This is a genomic window from Corallococcus sp. NCSPR001 (assembly GCF_017309135.1).
In the GTDB taxonomy this organism is placed as follows: domain Bacteria; phylum Myxococcota; class Myxococcia; order Myxococcales; family Myxococcaceae; genus Corallococcus.
Genome location: NZ_JAFIMS010000002.1, coordinates 1,782,218 through 1,803,584, shown reverse-complemented (window position 1 = coordinate 1,803,584; position 21,367 = coordinate 1,782,218). Strand labels below are relative to the sequence as shown.

The window sequence follows — 21,367 nt, the reverse complement described above, 5'->3', positions numbered from 1 at the left end:
ATAGGACCGCCCGCCTGGCGCCGTCTTGGACGAAACCTACCGCGTGGAACCGGATGCACGCCCCGCCAGCCGCCGGTACTCCGCCGGGGTGAGGTGCAGGCGGCGGCGGAACTCGCGCGTCAGGTGGCTCTGGTCGCAGTAGCCCGCGTCGAGCGCGATGTCGCTCAAGGGCCGCCCCGTCTCGCGCAGCACCCGGCTTGCGCGCTCCAGCCGGGACCGGCGCAGATACTCCGCCGGGCTGCACCGGTAAGCCTCACGGAAGGCCCGCCCCAACCGCTGCGGGCTCACCCCCGCCTCCCGGGCCAACGCCTCCAGCGTGGGCGGCGGCCCGCGCACCGCGTCCAAGAGCTCCCGGACGCGCGAAAGCCACGCCGGAGGGCCCCCCGCCTCCCTCCCCGGCGCCGAGGCGCGCACCGCCTCCGCCAGCATCTCCAGCGTCAGCCCTTCAATGGCCAGCGCCGCCACGTCATCCGCGCGCCGGAACTCCTGGTACACGCGCGCCCCCAGCGTGGCCAGCCGCACCGAGCCCAGGTCCACCCGCGGATCCAACCGCCCGGCCAGCGCGCTCCGCGACCGCCAGGACGCCTCCGAGAAGTCGATGTTGAAGGTGCGCGTGCGCACGTCCCGGATGCGCTGCGCGTGCTCCAGTCCGGGCGCCTGGAAGGCGACCGAGCGGGCCGGGCACTCTCGCGCGCGGCCCTCCACCACGTCCGTGAAGCCCCCTTCCAACGTGAGCCGGAAGCCCGCGTGCCGGTGCCCGTGGGAGGGCAACCGGGCACCCGGCGCATACGTGCTCTCCGTGAGCACGAGCCCCGCCACCTCCACGCGCTGGAGGGGCGTGCCCAGGTAACGGCCGAAGTCGAGGACGGGTGCGAAGGTCACCTTCCCTTTTTGCATCGGCCAGGGGTCCCATTGCATCCCCGGACGCCGATTCCGCCCTTCCGAGCGCCAGCCGGCCAGGCGGCGGCTGCCCGCGAGCGTTGGCCGTGCACGTTGCAAGTCCCCACCTTTGCTCCAACGCCTTCTCCATCCCCTCCAAGGAGCCCCGATGAAAGCCATCTGCTGGCATGGCCACGGCGACGTCCGCTACGAGTCCGCCCCCGACCCGAAGATTGAAGACCCTCGCGACGCCATCATCCGCGTCACCCGCACCGCCATCTGCGGCTCCGACCTGCACCTGCTGGACGGCTACATGCCGACCATGAAGAGCGGGGACGTGCTGGGCCACGAGTTCATGGGCGAGGTGATGGAGACTGGCTCCGGCGTCACGAAGCTCAAGAAGGGCGACCGGGTCATCGTCCCCTTCAACATCGCGTGCGGCGAGTGCTTCTTCTGCCAGAAGACCCTCTTCTCCCTCTGTGACCGCTCCAACCGCAACGCGGAGATGGCCGCCAAGGTGATGGGCTATTCGCCCTCCGGCCTCTTCGGCTACTCGCACATGCTGGGCGCCTACTCCGGCGGCCAGGCGGAGTACGTGCGCGTGCCGTACGCGGACGTCGGTCCCCTCAAGATTCCGGACGGCCTCACCGAGGACCAGGTCCTCTTCCTCACCGACATCTTCCCCACCGGCTACATGGCGGCGGAGAACTGCCAGATGGAGAAGGGCGACACCGTGGCCGTGTGGGGCTGCGGCCCCGTGGGCCAGTTCGCCATCCAGAGCGCGTGGATGTTCGGCGCGGGCCGGGTCATCGCCATCGACCATGTGCCGGAGCGGCTGGCGCTCGCGAAGTCGTGGGGCAAGGCGGAGACCATCGACTTCACGAAGCAGGACGTCTACGAGACCCTCAAGGAGATGACCCGCGGCCTGGGCCCGGACCGCTGCATCGACTCCGTGGGCGCCGAGGCTCACGGCACCGGCAGCCTGGACGCCGTCATCGACAAGGCGAAGGCGGCCGTGAAGCTGGCCACGGACCGCCCGCACGCGCTGCGCCAGGCCATCTACTGCTGCCGCAAGGGCGGCAGCATCTCCGTGCCCGGCGTCTACGTGGGCTTCCTGGACAAGGTCCCCATGGGCGCCTTCGTCAACAAGGGCCTGACCATGAAGACGGGCCAGACGCACACGCACCGCTACACCCGGCCGCTCCTGGAGAAGATTCAAGCGGGCGCCATCGACCCGACGCGCCTCATCACCCACCGCGCCCGGCTGGCGGACGCCCCCGCCCTCTACAAGAAGTTCCGCGACAAGGAAGACGGCTGCATCAAGGTCGTGATGACGCCGTAGTCGCCGTCAGGCCTGGCCCGTCAGCCGGTAGTACGCGTGCGGACGGCGCCAGCGGATGAAGGCGCGCGCCAGGGGATTCATGCCCCAGTGGATGGGCACCGGATCCACGACGAAGCCCAGCTCGTCCTTGAACTGTTCGAGCTGGGCCGCCTCGCGGGCATGCAGCCCGCCCACCAGCGTCCGGGCTCCCAGCCGGCGGCAGACCTGCGCGAACTCGTAGATGAGGCCGGTGGAGATGTTCGTCGGCAGCGCCCACGTCGCGTAGTAGGCGCTGAAGCCATACGCGACGCCGTCCACGATGTAGCCATCCAGGTAGCCGCCCAGCTTGTCGTCCACCATGCCCGCCAGCACGCACCAGTGGTCGGACGTGAAGTACTGCCGCAGGCCCTTGAGGTACTCGTCCAGCGTGGGAATCTTCTTGTGCTGCGTGCGCGTCAGCGCGTCCCGCACCACGGGGTAGCCCTGCTCCAGGAGCAGCGACGGCCCCGTGAGCTGGACGATGCGCACCGTGCGCTGGGCCTTGCGCAGCTTGTTGCGCCGGTTCGAGTTCAACCGGCTCATGTCATACGTCTCCAAATCCTTCAGCCGCACCACGGGCACCTTGCCGGTGGCGACGTTCGCCGTCTCCGGCGTCAGCGCGGCGCGGTAGCCCCAGGCCAGCGGCGTGGGCGGCGTGGCCTCCTCCGGCGTCAGCCGCGCCAGCAGGTGCACCGGCTGGAAGAAGCCGGGCGCCCCTGACTGCTCCCAGTAGTGCCCCCGGTGGGAGATGACGCGAACGCCCTCTTCTCGCCGGCGCTCGGCGAGCTCCCGCTCCGTGAGACACGTGAAGCGGGCCTCCGCGACATCACGGAGCTGGGGAAGTGACAGGACCATGGGAACCCCTCCACCAACGGCACGAAAACGTCAGGAACGGGGCGCGCGGTAGGCGGGGAAGAAGTCCCCGCCCGCGTGCCCCTGGGACAGCCGCGCGTACGCCTCCGGATCGCAGATGAGGTCGTGCGTGTAGAACCGGGACATCGCGTTGGCGAAGCCGCGCTTGAACTGCTCGATGCCGTCCCCCGGCTTCACGCCGCCGCCCAGGTGGACGGAGGCGTCCAGCTTCTCCGCCAGCTCCACCATCACCGGGAACGCGTTCTTCGCGGGCGCATGCATCAGGTACGCGTCCGCCGTGCCGCCAATGAAGTCGTGTAGCAGTCCGTCGCTCAGCACCACCAGCGAGGCGGCGGCCACCGCCCCGTCCGGCGCGCGCGTCGTCACCAGCCACGCGAAGGGACAGGTGAAGACCTCCTCGAACCAGGCGTCGGAGAAGGGGTACCGCTCCCCGGCCAGGCTCCGCCGGTGGAGGGACTTGAGCGCCTCGCGCTGCTCCCGCGTGGAGTCCTTCACGGGGACGGCGGAGCTGACATAGCCGCGCCGCGCGTTGCGGCGGATGTCCGCGCCGTGGTCGCCGCGGAACCTCACCGGCAGCTTCGGGTCGATGAGACACACCTCCGTGCGCAGCCGGCCGCCCGCGAAACAGTACGGCCCGCCAACGCGGTCCCGCAGGAAGATGCTGACCAGCTCCGTGCCCCGCCAATCAATGGCGTCCACCGGCACCTCGGAGAGCCCGTTCAACTCCGCCCCGGGAAACCCATACGGAGAAACCGCGTCCCGGAACTGCGTCCCTTCAATGGGCCGCACGATGAGCGGCACCCGCAGGGCCCGCCCCGCTCCATCCTCCACGATGAGGCTGTGCGTCACGCCCTCCGCGCGCAGGTGCTGCTCGGAGCGGAAATAGTCAGACGAAATGGCGCGCTGGCCTCCGTCAGGGACGAGGACGGCTCTCCACGGTGCCACTGGACGCATGGTGTTCCCCCGGGCGCGAACGAGCGGGCCCGACAGCGCCCGAAACAGCCAGAGGGTATATGAATGGGACCCGGGTCCGTCACCGCCCCCCGGGGTGCTGCGCGGATGTCTTGATTCCAGCGCTTCGCCCCACGCCAGCCCCCGAGGGCAGGGCATGTGTCACATCGCCAGCGAGGCATAACGGCTTCCAGACATTTGGCATTGTTCGGGCTTACGCTTGCACGCTTCCTCCTGAAGATTGCCGGTCCATGAAACACGTCCTGTTACTGGCCGCGGTGTCGTGCCTGAGCGCATGCGCCTGGGGCCCGGGAATGCAGATGGACGAGGATGCCTTCCGGGAGCGCTACGCGGGAATGGCGGACGGCGGCGCGGATGGCGCCTACGAAATCGTTCCCATCGACGCGTCCCTCATCAGCCACCAACTGGAGGAGCGCAGGAAGGCGCGCCCCGCGCCCCTGGTGGATCCGCTGGCGCGGGTGGCCACGGACTATGACTACCGGGTGACGCCGCATGACGTGCTGAGCGTCATCGTCTGGGACCACCCGGAGCTCACCATCCCCGCCGGCGAGTTCCGCCCCGCGGAGGCCACCGGTCATCCGGTGGCGGCGGACGGGACCATGTACTACCCCCACGTGGGCAACATCCCCGTGGCGGGCAAGACGCTGCGGGAGATCCGCGAGCTGCTCACGCAGCGGCTGGCGAGCGTCATCGAGAAGCCCCAGCTGGACGTGCGCGTGGTGGGCTTCCGCGGCCAGAAGGTCCAGGTGACGGGCGAGGTGGTGGCCCCCGGCACCCTGCCCGTCACCGACGTGCCCCTGCGCGTGCAGGACGCCATCGCCCAGGCGAAGGGCTTCGCTCCGGAGGCGGACCTGCGCACCGTCACCCTCAGCCGGGGCGGCACCACCTTCACGCTCGATTTGCAGGCCCTCTACGAACAGGGGGACGTGAGCCAGAACTGGCTGCTCCAGGACGGCGACATCGTCAACGTGGCGGACCGCAGCCGCAACAAGGTCTTCGTGCTGGGAGAGGTCCGCAAACCGTCCTCGCGCGTGATGGTGAAGGGACGGATGACGCTGGCGGAGGCCATTGGCGACACCGAGGGCTTCGACCCGCTCACGTCCAACCCGGGCAAGGTCTATGTCATCCGCGGCAGCTTCGAGCGGCCCTACATCTTCAAGCTGGACGCGAAGTCACCGGACGGGCTGCTGCTCGCGACACAGTTCCAATTACAACCTCGCGACGTCGTTTTCGTCTCCGCCCACGACCTGACCCGTTGGAATCGCATCATCCAGCAAATCCAGCCAACAGTTCAGCTGCTCTGGCAGGCAGTGGATATCGGAGACAGAACCATCATCATCGACAACCCATGACGAGCACCCCCGAACGCGTGACGCCGCCCCGCCCAGGACCCGGCACGCAGGATGATGAGCTGGGATTGGGCAGATATCTGGCCATCCTGGGGGAGCGCCGCGGCACCATCGCGGCGTCCGTCGCGGTGGCCCTGGTGCTGGGCGGGCTGTATCTGCTCACCACGGCGCCGGTGTATCGGGCCAATGCCATCCTGCGCATCGAGCAGAAGGGCAGCAGCCTGGGCCAGCTGGACGCGCTGATTCCAGACGCGCCCAGCATGGCGGCCCCGGAGATGGAGGTCCTGGGCTCCCGGGCCCTGCTGGGGCGCGTGGCGGACGCGCTGCACCTGGGCGTCAGCTTGGAGCCCCGCTACTTCCCGGTGGTGGGCGCGGCCCGTGCCCGGGCGCACGAGGGGCCGGACCTGGCGCCGGTGCCGTGGTGGGGCGGGGCCTCGTACGCCTGGGGCGGGGAGAAGCTCCAGGTGGAGCGGCTGAACGTGCCCACCGAGTGGGAGGACCTGCCGCTCACGCTCGTGGCGGAGGCGGACGGCGCGTACACGCTGTGGGGCCCCGAAGGGCGCGCCGTGCTCCACGGCGCCGTGGGCACCAGCGCCCGGACGGAGGCGGGCGCGGCGCACGAGGTGGAGCTGTTCGTCACCGAACTGCACGCCCGGCCGGGGACGCGCTTCAAGGTGATGCGCCGCTCGAAGCTGGAGCTGGTGGAGGACCTGCAGCGCGCGCTGCGCATGGGGGAGAAGGGCGCCGGCACGGGCGTGCTCAACCTGACCCTGGACGGGCCGGACCCGGTGCTGGCCACCACCACGCTCCAGGCCATCGCGGACACCTACGTGCGCTCCAACGTGGAGCGCCGCAGCGAGGAGGCGGGCCGCACGCTGTCGTTCCTGGACAGCCAGCTGCCCGGCCTTCGCCAGGGCCTGGAGCAGGCGGAGGCCGCGCTGCGCGACTACCGCGCCGGCAAGGGCGGCGTGGACCTGGGGCTGGAGGCGCAGGCCGTCCTCAACCGGAGCGTGGACCTGGACAAGGACCTCTCCACGCTCGCGCTGGAGCGCTCGGAGCTCCGGCAGCGCTTCACCGAGCACCACCCGCTGATCCTGGCGATGGAGCGCAAGCTGGCGCGCCTGCGCATGGAGAAGGGCGCGCTGGACACCCGGCTCAAGGGCCTGCCGGACGCGGAGCGGGTGTCCGCCCAGCTCACGCGCGACGTGAAGGTGGCCAACGAGCTGTACCTCCAGTTGAACAACAAGGCCCAGGAGTACCGGGTGCTCAAGTCGAGCACCATCACCAACGCGCGCCTCATCGACGCGCCCGTGGTGACGCGCCTGCCGGTGCGCCCCCTGAAGCCGGACGTGTTCGCGGTCAGCGCGGTGCTGGGGCTGGTGGCCGGCGTCGCGCTGGCCTTCGCGCGCAAGTCGCTGCAGCCGGGCGTCACCGACCCCGCGGCCCTGGAGTCCGCGCTCGCGGTGCCCGTGCTCGCCAGTGTCCCCACCGGCCCCCGCCGCGCCAGGTCCCACCGCGGCCCGTCCATCATCCTGGCGCGCAGCGCCCCCCGGGACGTCACCGTCGAATGCGTGCGCGGCCTGAGGACCCGGCTCCAGCGGACCCTGAAGGAGACGGGCAGCCACGTCGTCTGCGTCACCGGGACGAGCCCCGGCGCGGGGACCTCCTTCGTCGCCCTCAACCTGGCGTGGGTGCTGGCGGAGACGGGCCAGCGCGTGCTGCTGGTGGACGCGAACCTGCGCGGGGGCTGGCTGCACCGCTGCTTCCGCGAGGCGCACCTCCCCGGCCTCCATGAGGTGCTGCGCGGCACCGCGACGCTGGAGCAGGCCCTGCTCCCGGAGGCCGCGCCCGGCCTGTCCTTCCTGGGCGCGGGAGCGCTGCCGCCGGACCCGGCGGAGCTGCTGGCCGGCGCGGCGTTCGACACGTTCGTGGCGCGCGTGGCGGCCGAGTACGACGTCGTCCTCTTCGACACGCCCTGCATCCTCGCGGTGACGGACGCGGCGCTCGTGGGCCGGCACGCGGGCGTGCGGCTCGCCGTGGTGCGCGCGGCCACCCAGTCCCTGCGCGAGGTGGCCACCGCGCTGCACCAGCTGGAGCAGAGCGGCGTCCCGGCCCGGGGCGTGGTCCTCAACGGCGTGCCGCGCTCCCGGACGGGCCGCGCGGTGAGCGGCGTCTACCAATACGAATACCCGTCCGCGAGCTGAAGCCCCCACACCGGGAGATTCCACCGTGAGCTGGATGAGCTGCACAGGACTGGGCTTCATCGCGGCGCTCTACGTGCTCGCGGGCCGCTGGGGCTTCCACCGGCTGGGGCTCGCGGTCAACGAGGAGGTGGACACGAACCTGGTCCAGGAGCTGCGCCTGTGGATCGTCCTGTGCGGGGTGCTGCTCGCCTCCGTGGGGATGCTGCACCGCGCCCGGCGCGACGCGCGCCCCGGCGAGGCGAGATTCGACCCGCCGCTCATCGCGGCCCTGCTGGGCTTCCTGGGCTACATGGGCGCCAGCATCGCCTGGACGCCCGACCCGCTCTTCTCCCTGACCAAGGTCGCCGACCTGCTGCTGGTGGGGCTGATGTGCGTGGGCTTCGCGCTGGCGTGCCTGCGCCAGCCCGCGCCCCGGGTGCTGGACGCGTTCTGGGCCGCCGTCGTCCTGGCCACGGGGCTGCTCGCGCTCACCGCCGTCAAGCAGTTGCTGGGGGGCGGCGGCAGCGCGCGGCTGGCGGTGATGGGCGGCGGGCCCAACATCCTCGCGCGCCTCATGGGGCTGCTCGCCATCGGGGCGCTCTACTTCTGGTACTGGAGGGGCCAGGCGTGGCTGTGGATTCCGGTGGCCGCCACCGGCGTCGTGCTGGCGCTGCTCACGGGCTCGCGCGGCGGATCCGCCGCCATCGTCGCGGGCATCACCACCTGCCTCGTGGTGGGGCGCGTGCCGCTGCGCCGGCTGCTCATCCTGCTGCTGCTGGCGACCGCCGCCATCACCGCGGTGGCCCTGTTCTCCCCGCTGGGGGAGGCCCTCAGCAACTCCGTGCAGGAGCGCTTCCTGCGCCTCACCCTCAACTACGAGTCGGGCGCGGGCGGCGCCAGCGGCAAGGACAACAAGGTGTACCTGTCCGGGCGGGAGATCCTCTACGAGAGGGCCCTCCAGTTGGGGAAGGACTACCCGGTGGCGGGGGCGGGGCTCGCGGCGTTCCCCGCGCTGCGCCTGGGGGTCTACCCGCACAACCTCTTCCTGGAGGTGTTCTGCGAGGGCGGCGTCGTGGGGCTGCTGCTGCTCGCGACCGTCCTGGGCACCTTCGCGCGCTCGGCGTTCCTGCGGCGCCAGGGCCTGGACGGCGCCACCGTGGGCGCGGCGGTGCTGGTGCTGCTGGGCGCCCAGGCCAGCGGCGACCTCTACGACAGCCGGGCCCTCTTCCTCTTGATGGTGATGGCCTCCGCGACCGCGGTCCCCGGGCGGAAGTCCGCGCAGTCGGGCCCGCCCCTGCCCCACGCCCTCTCCCAACCCTCGTTCACAGGAGCCGCCTGACATGCGCATCGTCTATCTGCATCAGTACTTCAACACCCCCACCATGCACGGGGGCACGCGCTCCTATGAGCTCGCGCGGCGCCTGGTCTCCATGGGCCACGAGGTCCACATGGTGACCTCCGACACCCGCGCGGACGCCAGCACGGGCAAGGGCTGGCGCGAGTCCAACGAGAGCGGCATCCAGGTGCACTGGCTGCCGGTGCCCTACAGCAACGCCATGAGCTACCCGGACCGCATCCGGGCCTTCAGCCACTTCGCGGTCAATTCCACGCGCCGCGCCGCGCAGCTGCCCGCGGACGTCTTCTTCGCCACCAGCACGCCGCTCACCATCGCGGTGCCCGGCATCGCCGCGTCGCGGTGGAACAAGCGGCCCATGGTCTTCGAGGTGCGGGACCTGTGGCCCGCCATCCCCATCGCGGTGGGCGCGCTCAAGAGCCGCTCCGCCATCGTGGCCGCGCAGCTGTTGGAGAAGGCCGCGTACGCGGGCGCGGAGCACATCGTCGCGCTGTCGCCGGGCATGAAGGCGGGCGTGGAGGCGGCGGGCGTGCCGCCGGAGAAGATCACCATCATCCCCAACCTCTGCGACCCGGAGCGCTTCCAGGTGCCGGCGTCCGCGGGCCAGGAGTTCCGGCGGAAGTACGCGTGGCTGGGGGACCGGCCCCTGGTGCTGTACGCGGGCACGCTGGGGCTGGTGAACGGCGTGGAGTACCTGGTGCGCGTGGCCGCGGAGATGCGCAAGCTGGACCCGGAGGTCCGCTTCGTCATCATGGGCCAGGGCCGCGAGGAGGCCCTGCTGCACGCGCTGGCGGAGCGGCTGGGCGTCAAGGGGGAGAACCTCTTCTTCCTGCCCAGCGTGCCCAAGGAGCAGGTGCCCGCGGTGCTGAGCGCGGCCACCATCGCCACGTCGCTGTTCACGGACGTGCCGGGCATGCAGGACAACTCCGCCAACAAGTTCTTCGACGCGCTCGCCGCGGGCCGTCCGCTGGCGCTCAACTACGGCGGCTGGCAGGCGGAGCTGCTGGACCGGGAGGCCTTCGGCCTCAGGCTGCCGCCCAAGGACATCCCCGCCGCGGCGGCCATGCTGGCCCGGCGGCTGCGCGACCCGCGCTGGCTCGCGGAGGCCGGCACGCTGGCCGGGAAGCTGGGCCGCGAGCGCTACTCCGCGGACATCGCCGCGAAGCGCCTGTCTGAAGTCTTGCAGCGCGCGGCGGCGGCCCGGTCATGACGGCCCGCTCGGTGGGGAGCAACTTCATCTGGTCGCTCTCCGCCGGGCTCGTCTACGCCCTCGCGCAGTGGGGCGTCCTGGTGGCCTTCGCGCGGCTGGCCACCATGGAGGAGGTGGGCCAGTTCGCGCTCGCCCTGGCCATCACCGCCCCGGTGCTGCTGATGTCCCGCATGCAGCTGCGCACGCTCCAGGCCACGGACGCGAAGGGCGCCTTCGGCTTCGAGCACTACCTGGGCCTGATGGTGCTCAACGTCCTGGCGGGCGTGGCGGTGTGCTGCGCCATCGCCGTGGGGATGGCGGACTCGCTCCACGCGGGCCAGGTCATCGCGCTGGTGGCGCTGGCCAAGGGCTTTGAAGCGGTGAGCGAGGTGTTCTACGGCGCGCTCCAGAAGGTGGAGCGGCTGGGGCTCATCGCCCGGTCCACCATCGCCAAGAGCGTGCTGTCCGTGGTGCTGGTGCCGCTGGCCTTGTGGCTCACGCACAGCCCCATCGCCGGGGCGGCGGCCATGGCCTTCGCGTGGGCCATCGTCCTCTTCGTCTTCGACGCGCGGGCGCTCCGGCGCGAGTTCCCCGGCGTGCGCCCCTGGAGCACCCTCTGGCGCACGCCGTGGCGCCAGGAGGGAGGACGGCTCAAGGCGCTCTTCCTCTTGTGCTGGGTGCTGGGCCTCACCGCGCTGATGGCCGCGCTGCGGCCCAACATCCCCCGCTACCTGCTGGAGGCGCACGCGGGCCAAGCGGAGCTGGGCATGTACGCCGCGCTCGCGTACTTCGCCGCGCTGGGCGGCCGGGTGGTGCATTCATTGGGGCAGGCGGTGAGCCCCCGGCTGGGCCGCTACCACGCGGCGGGGGACGCGCGCCGCTACGGCAAGGTGCTGGCGGGCTTCACGGCGGCGTCCGCGGGGGTGGGCCTGTGCGCCATCGCCGGCGCCGCGCTGTTCGGCCGGTGGGCGCTGACGCTCTTCTACGGGGCCGCCTATGCCAGAAACCTCGAGCTGTTCGTCTGGCTGATGGGGGCGGCGGCGCTGGAGTACGTCTGCTTGAGCCTCGCGGTGGGGCTCACCGCGGCGCGCGAGCTCAAGGGCCAGGTGGTGCTGCTCGTCGTCTCCGTGGCCGTGGTCGCGCTGGGCAGCGCCATCTGGGTGCCGCGCGTGGGGCCGGTGGGCGCCGCCTGGGCCCTGGGGCTGGGGTGGGTGTCGGAGCTCGCATGCAGCATCTGGCTGACCTTGCGCGTCTGGCGGCGGCTGACGGCGCCGGAGCCCGCGCAAGCGCGCCCAGCCGTCCCATCAGGGCCCGTGGATGCAGGGGAGCCGACAGCAGGCTGAGGCCCAGGGGTCGTGGTGGTGGTCCGAAAGGGTTTCTAGCCTTGCCGGCTTCAAGGAGCGGCGTCCCCATGCAAAGACAGGCAGGAACCGGGTTGTTCTTCAAGCGGAGCATCGACGTGGTGGCGGCGGGAGCCGGATTGATATGCCTTTCCCCGGTGATGGCCGCCACGGGGCTGTTCGTCCGCCTGACGATGGGAAGCCCCGTCCTCTTCCGGCAGCGGCGCCCGGGGAAGAAGGGCCGGCTGTTCACCGTCCTCAAGTTCCGCACGATGCTGGATGCGGCGGACGCCAGCGGCCAGCCGCTGCCGGACGAGCAGCGCCTCACCTGGGCCGGGAGGCTCTTGCGCTCCACCAGCCTGGATGAGCTGCCGCAGCTGTGGAACGTGCTCCGGGGCGACATGAGCCTCGTCGGGCCGCGCCCGCTGCTCGTGGAGTACCTGCCGCGCTACTCCGCGGAGCAGGCGCGGCGCCACGATGTGCTGCCCGGCATCACCGGCTGGGCGCAAGTCAATGGCCGCAACGCGCTCTCCTGGGAGAAGCGCTTCCGCCAGGACGTCTGGTACGTGGACCACTGGAGCCTGGCGCTGGACCTCAAGATATTGGCGCTGACGGTGGTGCGCGTGCTTCAGCGCCAGGGCATCTCCTTCACGAGCGAGGCCACCCTGCACAAGTTCATGGGCACCCCGCGGCCGGAGGCCAGGGTCGTGGCGCTCCGGCAGCAGGAGCCGGCCTCCGTCAGCCCGCCGTCCGCAGCCCCTGTCTCCGGGGAACGGCTCGGACCACCTCCACCACCCGCTCGAGCTCCTGGCGCGTGAGGTTGGAGCCGGACGGCAGGCACAGTCCGTGGCGGAACAGGTCCTCCGCCACGCTGCCCCGCCGCCGCTCGAAGTTCGCGAAGACGGGCTGGAGGTGCATGGGCTTCCACACCGGCCGCGCCTCGATGTTCTCCCGCTCCAGCGCGGCCCGCACCGCCTCCCGGTCCGCGCCGAACGCCTCCGGATCGATGGTGAGGGTCGTCAGCCAGCGCGTGTGCCGGCCCCACGGGGCCTCCGGCATGAACTGGATGCCGGGCAGGTCCCGGAAGGCCTCCGCGTAGAAGGCGTGGTTCGCGCGGCGCGCGGCCACCCGGTCCTCCAGCACGTGCAGTTGCCCCCGGCCAATGGCAGCCAGCACGTTGCTCATCCGGTAGTTGTAGCCCACCTCCGAGTGCTGGTAGTGCGGCGCCGTGTCGCGCGCCTGCGTGGCCAGCTTGAGCGCGTGCTGGACCAGCTCGCCGTCCGCGGACACCAGCATCCCGCCGCCGGACGTGGTGAGGATTTTATTGCCGTTGAATGAATAGATGCCCACGCGGCCCACCGTGCCGGGGGTTCGTCCCTTGTACGTGCTGCCCAGGGCCTCCGCCGCGTCCTCCACCACGGGGATGCCGTAGCGGTCGCAGCTGGCCATGAGGGGCTCCAGGTCCGCGCTCTGGCCGTACAGGTGCACCACCACCACGGCGCGGGGCAGCCGGCCCAGGCGGGCCCGCATCGCCAGCTCCTCCTCCAGCAGCGCGGGGTCCATGTTCCAGGACGTGCGCTCGCTGTCGATGAAGACGGGAGAGGCGCCCAGGTAGCGGATGGGATTCACCGACGCGGAGAAGGTGAGCGTGCTCACCAGCACGTCGTCGCCGGGACCCACCCCCACCATTTGGAGCGCCAGGTGGAGCGCGGCCGTCCCGGAGCTCAGCGCCAGCGCGTGCGGCGTGCCCACGCACCGGGCGAACTCCTCCTGGAAGGCATCCACGTGGGGCCCCAGGGGGGCAATCCAATTGCTTGCGAACGCGTCGTCGACATAGCCGCGCTCGAGCGTGCCCATGTGGGGCGAAGACAGGTAGATGCGGGAGGACATGCGAAAAGCTCCAGGCAGGACCGGGTGGATGGACCCCGGCATTGCCTGGAGCGTTCGCACACTCCCTCCTCCCGCGCGCTCGGGCGGGAGGAGGGTGTGTGTGTTTCGCATCATGGAATCCGGACTAGAGCGCCGAACCCTGGGACAGCAGCTTCGCGTTGAGCGCGCCGTTGCCGTAGTACTGGGTGTTCTGGCCCACGGAGTGGGTCTCCAGACGCTGCTGGAGGGCGGCGTTGTAGCGGCCCAGCTTCACCAGACCGTCATTGAACCAGCCCGTGCCGGCGCCCGTGCCGTCCACGTAGTTGGCGTACTTCTTGGCGGACGGCCAGATGACGTTGTTCAGGGTGACGACGAACTTGCGCATGTCCGCGTCCGTCCACTCCATGCCCGCGTCGTGGGCTTCCACGAGGTAGGCCATCACGCCGTTGCCGTGCGCCACGTCCTGGCCCGGACGCTTCTTGGAGCCCCACTCGGCGGCCCAGAAGTACGCGTTGGCGTTCACCGGGCTGGTCATCAACTGGCCGCGCAGCGACGAGGTGTTGTTGGGCATGTCACGGTTGATGTTGTTGAAGACGGTCATGTACTGCGCCTTCTTCGTGGCGTTCGTCGTCATCTTCGACAGGTCCATGGCGATGTACGCCCAGTGCGAAGCCATGTGCGTATTGACGCGGTAGATGTAGCTGTTCGCGCCGCGCTTGAGCCACTTCTCGAACATGTTGCGTTCGGTGAACGCCAGCAGCTTGTCGTACTGCGCCTTGTACGTGCTGTTGCCGTAGAGCGCGGGCGTCTCACGGATGGTGCGCAGCATGCGCGTCACGTAGCGCCAGCAGTAGCTCTCGAACAGGGGGACCTCCTGGCCCAGCGTGTCCGAGCGCGCCGAGGCCCAGCCCATGTAGCTGTCCTTGAACTGGCTCCGGGGCAGCGAAGAGGAGACCTTCGCGTTGTTGACCATGTTGTTCACATACAGCAGCGCCCGGTCCATGTACTGCGTCTTGCCGGTGGCGCGATACATCGCGGTGTTGCCGTCGATGCCGTAGGCCAGGTTGTAGAACTGCCAGCTGTCGAGCGACCTGCTCATGGGCAGGAAGCTGGAGGTGTGCTCCGAGTTCCAGCGGTTCAGGAACAGCGTCTCCCAGGCCGCGACCGTGCGCAGGCTGACGGCCGCCTGGGCCGTGGTTCCAAGGGCCTCCTCGGCGGAGGTGGCAGGCGACTCCGCGGCGGCAGGGGCGTCCGCCTCCGGAGTGGTGGGAGCAGCCTCGGTCTCCGGCTCGGAGGGGCCGACCGCGATTTCCTCTTCGGGGGAAGAGGGAGCGAGCGCGTCCGCGTCCGGGGGGGAGGCTTCGGTGCTGCCCGGGGTGTTATCTCCGTTGGGACTGGCCGTGCTGGCCGCGTCCTGCTCGGGCTGGGGGCCGCAAGCACCCCCCAACAGCAGGCTCAGCGACAACAGGGATGACAGGGCGCGACCAGAGTTGCGACGACGGGATTCCAACATCAGGGGGGTCCTGTGGGGTAGCTGCCGTCAACCGCCCGGTAGGCTACCCTGTTGTGGGAACGCCGGAGTGCGTTCACAGGACGCCAAAAGCCTTTGACGGCTCATGTAATTCCTTTGTGATGAGACAAAAAAATCACTGAGACTGCCCGTGGGTCATCAGTGCAAGGCTTCATGGGCCTGTCCGCCCGGGCTGGCGGACTCAGGGTCGGGGATGGATGCACAGGCCAGGGCAGGCAAGCGCCATGCTCGTTCCCGACGCGGGCGCCTCGGCGTTATCCGGGCAGTACTTCCGCTCCGGGCATCATCTTCGCGCCGAACAGGTGACCCATACACTGTTCATCCAATAAAGCCATACGGGTGGGACGGCGCGAATCCCACTCATCGTGAGAACCATTGACGGCACCCCGTATCGCGACGCCATCGCTCCGTATGGGTTTCCGGGCGGCATGACGGGGGGTTGGGGCAGCCTGCCAGCACCCTCTGTGGATTGGCGGAGCACGGAGCTTGTCAGCATCTTCGTGAGGGAGCGGGTTCAGGGACCGCACTGCTTCACGGAAGGTACGGCGCGCAACGAGGTCTTCTTCGTGGCCCCTCGCCGCCCGCTCACACCCGGGGAGCTGGACCGCCGGCACATGCGGCGAAACATCCGGCGGGGGTTCGTGAGCACGGTGTGCGCGGCCCGTCCATGACGAAAAGCCCCGGCCTCCCACCCCGGAAGGGGCACGGGAGACCGGGGCTTCTCGCGGACGGCCGGGGCCGCGTGGGGTTCAGGCGCTGACGTTCTGCTCCGCCGCGGACGGCTTCGCGGAAGCGAAGGCGGGCAGCACCTTCGCCACCGTCCCCGTCATCTTCGACGGGGTGTACGCGGGGATGAGGTCCTGGAGGGCGCGCTTCACGTCGTGGGCGTCACCGGCGCGGGCCGCGCGGTCCAGGCGCCGGAGCTGGAGCTGGAAGTCCGCGGGCGGCGCGGGGCTGCGGGCCACCTTGATGCGGTTGCGCACCTGCTGGGTGAGCTCCTCCTCCTCGGACATGAGCACCTCCTCCAGCTTCTCTCCCGGACGCAGGCCCGTGTAGACGATGTTGATGTCCTTGTCCGGCACCAGGCCCGTCATGGTGATCATGTTCGCGGCCAGCTCCGCGATGCGGACCGGCGCGCCCATGTCCAGGATGCACAGCTCGCCGTAGCCGCCCAGGCCGGCCAGCACCACCAGGCCCACCGCCTCCGGGATGATCATGAAGTAGCGGGTGCAGTCCGGGTGGGTGACGGTGACGGGGCCGCCCGCCTGAATCTGCTGCTTGAAGAGCGGCACCACGCTGCCCGCGGACCCCAGCACGTTGCCGAAGCGGACGGCGCAGAAGGTGGTGCGTGACGTCACGGCGATGTCGCGGATGACCATCTCCGCCAGGCGCTTGGAGGCGCCCATCACCGACGAGGGCTTCACCGCCTTGTCGGTGGAGATGAGGATGAAGCGCTCCGCCCCGCACGCGTCCGCCATGCGCGCCACGTTCTGCGTGCCGAAGACGTTGTTCTTGATGGCCTCCTCCGGCGCGTCCTCCATCAGGGGCACGTGCTTGTGCGCCGCCGCGTGGAAGACGTACTGCGGCGCGAACTCCTGGCCAATGCGCAGCATGCGGTCCAGGTCGCGGATGTCCGCCACCACGGAGTGCACCGGCACGTGCGGGTAGCGCGCCTGGAGCTGGCGCACCAGCAGGTAGAGCTCGTTCTCGTTGATGTCCACCACCACCAGCGACGCGGGCGAGTGCCCCGCGACCTGCCGGACGATTTCACTGCCGATGGAGCCCGCGCCGCCGGTCACGAGGATGCGGCGGCCCGTCACCAGCCGGTGCACCTCCTCGTGGTCGAACGAGATGGCGTCCCGGGGCAGCAGGTGCTCCGGGGACAGGTCGTGCAGCATGGCGGCGGTGATCTTCTGGTCCAGGTAGGCGAACGAGGCCGGGATGATCTTGAAGCTGACGCTCTGGTGCCGGCACAGGCTCAAGAGGTGCCGGGTGCGCTCCGGGGACAGCCGGGGGATGGCGATGAGCACCTGCGTCACCCGGTGCTTCTTCATCAGCTCCGGCAGCGCGTCCAGCACGCCCAGCACCGGCTTGCCGTTGAGGTACGTGCCCTGCTTGCCCGGGTCGTCATCCACCAGACCGATGACGTGCCACGGGCTGTTTCGTTCCCGCAGCAGGTCGCGCAGGAGCAGGTCGCCGGCGCTGCCCGCCCCCACGATGAGGGTGCGCTGGGAGCCCTGCGCCCTCGCGCGCTGCCGGTCCAGGTACCACTGCCGGACCATGCGCGGGGCGAAGCGGTGGAAGCCCAGGAGCGTGGTGGTGACGAAGAACTCCAGCGCGACCACCTGCCCCGGCAGCGACTCCATGAAGAAGACGGTGCGCAGCAATTCGAACACGATGGTGCCCGCCAGGCTCGCCAGCTCCAGCCGGACCGCCTCGTGGATGCCGGAGCGGTGGAAGGACCAGCGGTGCAGGCCCAGCCAGACGAGCGTCACCAGGCGCACCGCGACCAGCAGCGCCACGGCCCGGGGCAGGACCTCCCTGCAGGCCGGGGACAGCCCATCCGCGAAGTGCAGCACCGTGGCGGCGACCAGCGAGCCGGCGATGAGGACCGCGTCCACCCCCAGCATCCGCAGCCAGCCGAAGCGGTGAGCCCTTCGCGGTGCCGGCTCCGGAGTTTCCCGGGGCCCTGCGTCCAGGCTCATCACTTCCAGATTCTGACCGTCTTTCATTGATGCCTCCCCCTCCGGCCCGGCGTCCACGGAAAATCCGCCGTCCTCCCACCCGCGTAATCAGGAAGACACGCCCTAGCTCGGAATCGCGGAAAGGTGGACGCGCGTCCAGTGGCATCACAGCCGTCCAGGAGTGCTGTCCGACCCGATTCCCGTGAACGTGCGCGCCAGCGAGCAGGCCCCCTGCCCCACCGGGCCGGAACACGCCCATCGCCGCGTTCTCCAGGCGTCAGAAGCCCACGGGCAACGGCCTGCCGCGGCGGTGTTTCATCGATGTGACACACCCCCGGGCACACGGGGTGGGCGCGGCCGTGGCGCGATGGTGGCGCCCGCGGGCTGACACTTCTCGCGGCTTGCTCCGCCGGAGCCCGCCCGCCACGCTTGGGCCATGACGACCGAATTCATCCTGCTCCGGCACGGGGAGACGGAGTGGAACGCCCTGGGGCGCCTGCAGGGGCACCTGAACAGCGTGCTCAGCCGTGAAGGACAGCGGCAGGCGGAGGCGCTCGCGGCGCGCCTCTCCACCCTCCCCTTCCAGGCCCTCTACAGCAGCGACCTGGACCGCGCGGTGCGGACGGCCGCCACCATCGCGGCGAGGACGGGCCACGACGTCCAGCGGGACGCGCGCCTGCGCGAGCGCGGGCTGGGCGTGCTCGAAGGGCTGACGCGCGCGGAGGCCGGCCAGCGCCACCCGGCCGTCTTCGCCGCGTACACGGAGGGACACGCCGACTACGTGGTGCCCGAAGGAGAGAGCGCGTCCCAGCGCCTGCTGCTGGGGCTGCAATGCCTGGAGGAGCTGGGGGCGCGCCACCCGGGGGCCCGCGTCGTGGTGGTCACCCACGGCGGCCTGCTCAGCGCCCTCTTGCGCCACTGCCTGGGCATCCCCGCCGCCGCGCCGCGCGCCTTCTCCGTCCTCAACGCGGGTTGGAACCAGTTCGACCTCCACGAGGGGTCCTTGCGGATGGTGACCTGGGGGGACGTCAGCCACCTGCGCGCGCTCAGCCTGGACGACACCTGAGGCGGCTGTGACGGGCAGTCCCGGGATGGACGTACACTGGCGCGCGCCATGCGCACGCCAACCGCTCCGGGGCTGGGACCGCCGGCTGTCTTCGTGGGCCGAGCCCAGGAGGTACGGCGGCTGGGGGACATGCTGAGGCGCGTGCGCACGGGGGTCGTCTACGGACTTCCGGGCGCGGGCAAGTCCGCGCTGGTGGCGGCGGTGGCCGCGAAGCACCGGGGCCCCGTCGTGCACCGGCGCGTGCGCCCCGGAGACACGCTGGACACGGTGGTGGACGACGTGCGCCGCCTCTTGAGCGAAGCGCCCGTGGCCCAGGCCCTGTCGGACGCGTCCCGGCTGGAGGCGCTGGCGGAGGAGCTGGAGGCGCGCCGCGCCCTGTGCGTGCTGGACGACCTGCACGTGCTCGGGCCGCCGGAGCGCGCGGCGCTGGTGGAGGACCTGGGAGGGCGGCTGAGGCAGGGCACGCTGCTGGCCACCTCGCGCGAATCGGTCCCCCGGCACGCGGCGAGCCCGGACCGGGTGGAGCTGCGGCTGGAGGGCCTGTCCCGGGAGGCCGCGCGGGAGCTGTGGCGGGAGCTGGACGCGCTCTACGGCGAGCGCGACGGCTTCGACGCGGCGTGGGGCCGCTCGCGGGGCCTGCCCTTCCTCCTGCGCCGCGCCCACGCGGGCGACACGGGCGGGGACGAACCCGTGCGCGCGGCGCTCGCGGCGCTGCCCCCGGACGAACGCTGGCTCTGCGCGACGCTGGCCTTGAGCCAGCTGCCGCTCACCGCGAGCACGCTGCGGCCGGTGCTGTCCGGCGACGCGGCGGACGCGGCGCTGCGCCAGCTGGGCGCGAGGCTGCTGGTGGAGACGGACCCGAGGGGCCGGCACGGCGTGCACGACCTGGTGCGCGAAGCCATGGTGTCCCTGCTGTCGCCAGACGAAGCGCGCGCCGCCCACGAAGCGCTGCTGGAGGTCCTGGAGCGGGAGCCCCTGCCCGCCGTGGTCCGGGTGCGCGCGGTGTGCCGCCACCTCCAGGCGCTCGACCGGCACGACGCGCGCGCGGCCTTCATCGTCGCGCAGGCGGAGTCCCTGGTGCGCCACGGCGCCGCGGACGAGCTGCTGGGCCTGCTGGACTCGCTGCCCGCCGCGCTGCGCACGCCCCAGGTGAAGCTGGCCCATGCGCGCGCGCGGGTGCGGCTGCTCGACTTGCGCCGCGCCTATCCGGAGCTGTTGGCCCTGCGCGCGTCCCTGGAGGCCGGCTCCGGCGCGCCGGAGCCGGAGTCGAACGAGGCCCTGCGCGAGGGCGTGGGCGCCGTGCTGGTGCGGGTGGCCCTCTTCGCGCTGGAGCCGGAGGCCTGCGAGCGCACCCTGGAGGCCATGCCGGTGCCGAGCAGCGCGGAGGTCTTCCTCCAGCAATTGCTGGCATGGACCGCGCTGCGCTTCTTCCAGGGACGGTTGGATGAATCCCTGGCGATGCTGGACAACGCTGGAGCCGCGACCGGGGACCGGCGCGTGCTGGGCTGGTGCGCCTACGCCCGCGCGCTGATGCTCTGGATTGAAGGCCGGGACAGCGAGCTGGCGGAGCCCCTGGCCCAATGCGTGTCATTGCTGGAGGACGCGCCGCTCGACTCGCGAGGCCCCCTGGTGGCGGCCATGTCCGCGGGCATCCTCAGCCGGCTGGGCCGCTTCACGGAGGCCGACGCCGCGCTCGCCAGCGCCCGGGAGCGCCTGGGCCAGCTGGGCGCGCCCCGCCTCGCGCTGGAGCTGGACTGCATCGCGGCGTGGGTGCGCGGTGAGTCGGGACAGCGCGGGGCGGCGCTCGCGGCGCTGAGGGAGACGGAGGGCCGCGCGGAGAAGGCGGGCTACCTCTTCGTCCGCCTGCTGTGCCGCGTGGGCGCGGGCCGCATGCTGCTGGAAATGGGCCGGCGCGCGGAGGGCCACGCGCAGTTGGACGTCGTGGAGGAGGAGGTCCGTTCGCGCGGCGTGGTGGGGCTGATGCGGGCCGCCCGGGTGGCGCGCACGCTGGACGTGCCGGGACCGGACGCGCCGCCCATCACCGTGGAGCCCCGCGAGGTGCGCCCCGGCATCGCCGCCCGCCAGCGCGCCCTGGCCGCCCTGGCCGCCGCCCGGAGCGCGGACGCCCCGCGCGCCACGGCGCTGCTCACCGCGCTGGAGCCCCTGGCCCGCGGTGACGACTTCGCGCTGGAGCGCACGCTGGGGCACCTGGCCCGCGCCACGCTCCACCAGCACGCGGGCCGCGCCCGGGAGGCGGCACAGGCCCTGGAGGCCGCCACGCGCGAGGGGACCGGAGGCGGCGTGGACCCCGAGCTGATGGCGGAGCTGACCCGGCCATTCGCCGCCGCCGCCCCGGAAGCGCCCGCGCCCAAGGCGGTGGTGCTGGATGCCCGCCGTCACGAACTGCGAGCCCCGGGAAAAACAGTCTCCCTGGAGCGCAGGGCCCTGCCGCGAAGGCTGCTCTACGCGCTGGCCCGCCAGCCGGGCCGCATCCTGTCGAAGGAGGACTGCGTGCGCGCCATGTGGAACGCGGACTACGACCCGCGCCTGCATGACAACGCCTTGCGCGTCCACGTGAGCCACGTGCGAGACATGCTGGAGGGCACCGGCACCCGCGTGCTCTTCGACGACCCCGGCTACCGCCTGGAGGTGTCTCCGGGCTTCACCTTCGTCCCGGGTGACACGGCGTAGCGGTCATGCCAACCCCATCACAGTAGT

The 21,367-nt window shown here is 71.3% G+C and carries 15 protein-coding genes; 9 read left to right on the top strand and 6 right to left on the bottom strand.

Going from position 1 to position 21,367, the window contains the following annotated elements; genetic code table 11:
* Positions 1–36: 36 nt before the first annotated feature.
* On the bottom strand, positions 37–882 hold the full coding sequence (locus tag JYJ93_RS09545) for an AraC family transcriptional regulator (protein WP_269012811.1): 846 nt from the start codon (positions 880–882) through the stop codon (positions 37–39).
* Positions 883–1,048: 166 nt separating this feature from the next.
* On the opposite strand from JYJ93_RS09545, the gene JYJ93_RS09540 reads away from it, so the two are divergent.
* Positions 1,049–2,221 carry a zinc-dependent alcohol dehydrogenase gene (locus JYJ93_RS09540; RefSeq protein WP_206788359.1) on the top strand — a complete coding sequence of 391 codons (1,173 nt, stop codon included), beginning with the start codon at positions 1,049–1,051 and terminating at the stop codon, positions 2,219–2,221.
* 6 nt (positions 2,222–2,227) lie between these two features.
* Here JYJ93_RS09540 and JYJ93_RS09535 read toward each other — a convergent pair whose 3' ends face one another.
* Both JYJ93_RS09535 and JYJ93_RS09530 read right to left on the bottom strand, forming a co-directional pair.
* On the bottom strand, positions 2,228–3,094 hold the full coding sequence (locus JYJ93_RS09535) for a hypothetical protein (protein WP_206788356.1): 867 nt from the start codon (positions 3,092–3,094) through the stop codon (positions 2,228–2,230).
* 30 nt (positions 3,095–3,124) lie between these two features.
* The gene (locus tag JYJ93_RS09530; protein WP_206788355.1) at positions 3,125–4,066 is read right to left on the bottom strand and encodes a GNAT family N-acetyltransferase; all 942 of its coding nucleotides are present in this window, start codon (positions 4,064–4,066) and stop codon (positions 3,125–3,127) included.
* Between the two features lie 248 nt (positions 4,067–4,314).
* Between JYJ93_RS09530 and JYJ93_RS09525 the strand changes: the two genes are divergently transcribed.
* The 6 genes from JYJ93_RS09525 to JYJ93_RS09500 all read left to right on the top strand — a co-directional run bounded on the left by JYJ93_RS09525 (position 4,315) and on the right by JYJ93_RS09500 (position 12,317).
* Positions 4,315–5,436 (top strand): polysaccharide export protein, encoded by a 1,122-nt coding sequence (locus tag JYJ93_RS09525; RefSeq protein WP_206788352.1) that lies wholly within the window; start codon positions 4,315–4,317, stop codon positions 5,434–5,436.
* Positions 5,433–7,637 carry a polysaccharide biosynthesis tyrosine autokinase gene (locus tag JYJ93_RS09520; protein WP_206788345.1) on the top strand — a complete coding sequence of 735 codons (2,205 nt, stop codon included), beginning with the start codon at positions 5,433–5,435 and terminating at the stop codon, positions 7,635–7,637. Before JYJ93_RS09525 ends, JYJ93_RS09520 begins: the two co-directional genes overlap by 4 nt.
* Before the next feature lie 34 nt (positions 7,638–7,671).
* Positions 7,672–8,955 carry an O-antigen ligase family protein gene (locus tag JYJ93_RS09515; RefSeq protein ID WP_242543746.1) on the top strand — a complete coding sequence of 428 codons (1,284 nt, stop codon included), beginning with the start codon at positions 7,672–7,674 and terminating at the stop codon, positions 8,953–8,955.
* A 1-nt stretch (position 8,956) separates the two neighbouring features.
* Positions 8,957–10,180, top strand: coding sequence for a glycosyltransferase family 4 protein (locus JYJ93_RS09510; RefSeq protein ID WP_206788335.1), 1,224 nt, complete (start codon positions 8,957–8,959; stop codon positions 10,178–10,180).
* On the top strand, positions 10,177–11,502 hold the full coding sequence (locus tag JYJ93_RS09505) for a lipopolysaccharide biosynthesis protein (protein WP_206788333.1): 1,326 nt from the start codon (positions 10,177–10,179) through the stop codon (positions 11,500–11,502). Before JYJ93_RS09510 ends, JYJ93_RS09505 begins: the two co-directional genes overlap by 4 nt.
* 68 nt (positions 11,503–11,570) lie before the next feature.
* Positions 11,571–12,317: a sugar transferase gene (locus JYJ93_RS09500; protein WP_206788324.1), complete on the top strand. Its 747-nt coding sequence runs from the start codon at positions 11,571–11,573 to the stop codon at positions 12,315–12,317.
* Here JYJ93_RS09500 and JYJ93_RS09495 read toward each other — a convergent pair.
* The 3 genes from JYJ93_RS09495 to JYJ93_RS09485 all read right to left on the bottom strand — a co-directional run bounded on the left by JYJ93_RS09495 (position 12,238) and on the right by JYJ93_RS09485 (position 17,529).
* Entirely contained in the window at positions 12,238–13,389 is a 1,152-nt protein-coding gene (locus tag JYJ93_RS09495) for an aminotransferase class I/II-fold pyridoxal phosphate-dependent enzyme (RefSeq protein ID WP_206788316.1), read from the bottom strand. The two genes, JYJ93_RS09500 and JYJ93_RS09495, sit on opposite strands and share 80 nt — an antisense overlap.
* A 124-nt stretch (positions 13,390–13,513) precedes the next feature.
* Entirely contained in the window at positions 13,514–14,881 is a 1,368-nt protein-coding gene (locus JYJ93_RS09490; RefSeq protein ID WP_206788307.1) for a hypothetical protein, read from the bottom strand.
* 767 nt (positions 14,882–15,648) lie between these two features.
* The gene (locus JYJ93_RS09485) at positions 15,649–17,529 is read right to left on the bottom strand and encodes a nucleoside-diphosphate sugar epimerase/dehydratase (protein ID WP_242544288.1); all 1,881 of its coding nucleotides are present in this window, start codon (positions 17,527–17,529) and stop codon (positions 15,649–15,651) included.
* Between the two features lie 490 nt (positions 17,530–18,019).
* Between JYJ93_RS09485 and JYJ93_RS09480 the strand changes: the two genes are divergently transcribed.
* Together JYJ93_RS09480 and JYJ93_RS09475 are read left to right on the top strand one after the other, a co-directional pair.
* Entirely contained in the window at positions 18,020–18,649 is a 630-nt protein-coding gene (locus JYJ93_RS09480; RefSeq protein ID WP_206788303.1) for a histidine phosphatase family protein, read from the top strand.
* Positions 18,650–18,697: 48 nt separating this feature from the next.
* Positions 18,698–21,340 (top strand): winged helix-turn-helix domain-containing protein, encoded by a 2,643-nt coding sequence (locus tag JYJ93_RS09475; protein WP_206788301.1) that lies wholly within the window; start codon positions 18,698–18,700, stop codon positions 21,338–21,340.
* The last annotated feature ends 27 nt before the right edge of the window (positions 21,341–21,367 follow it).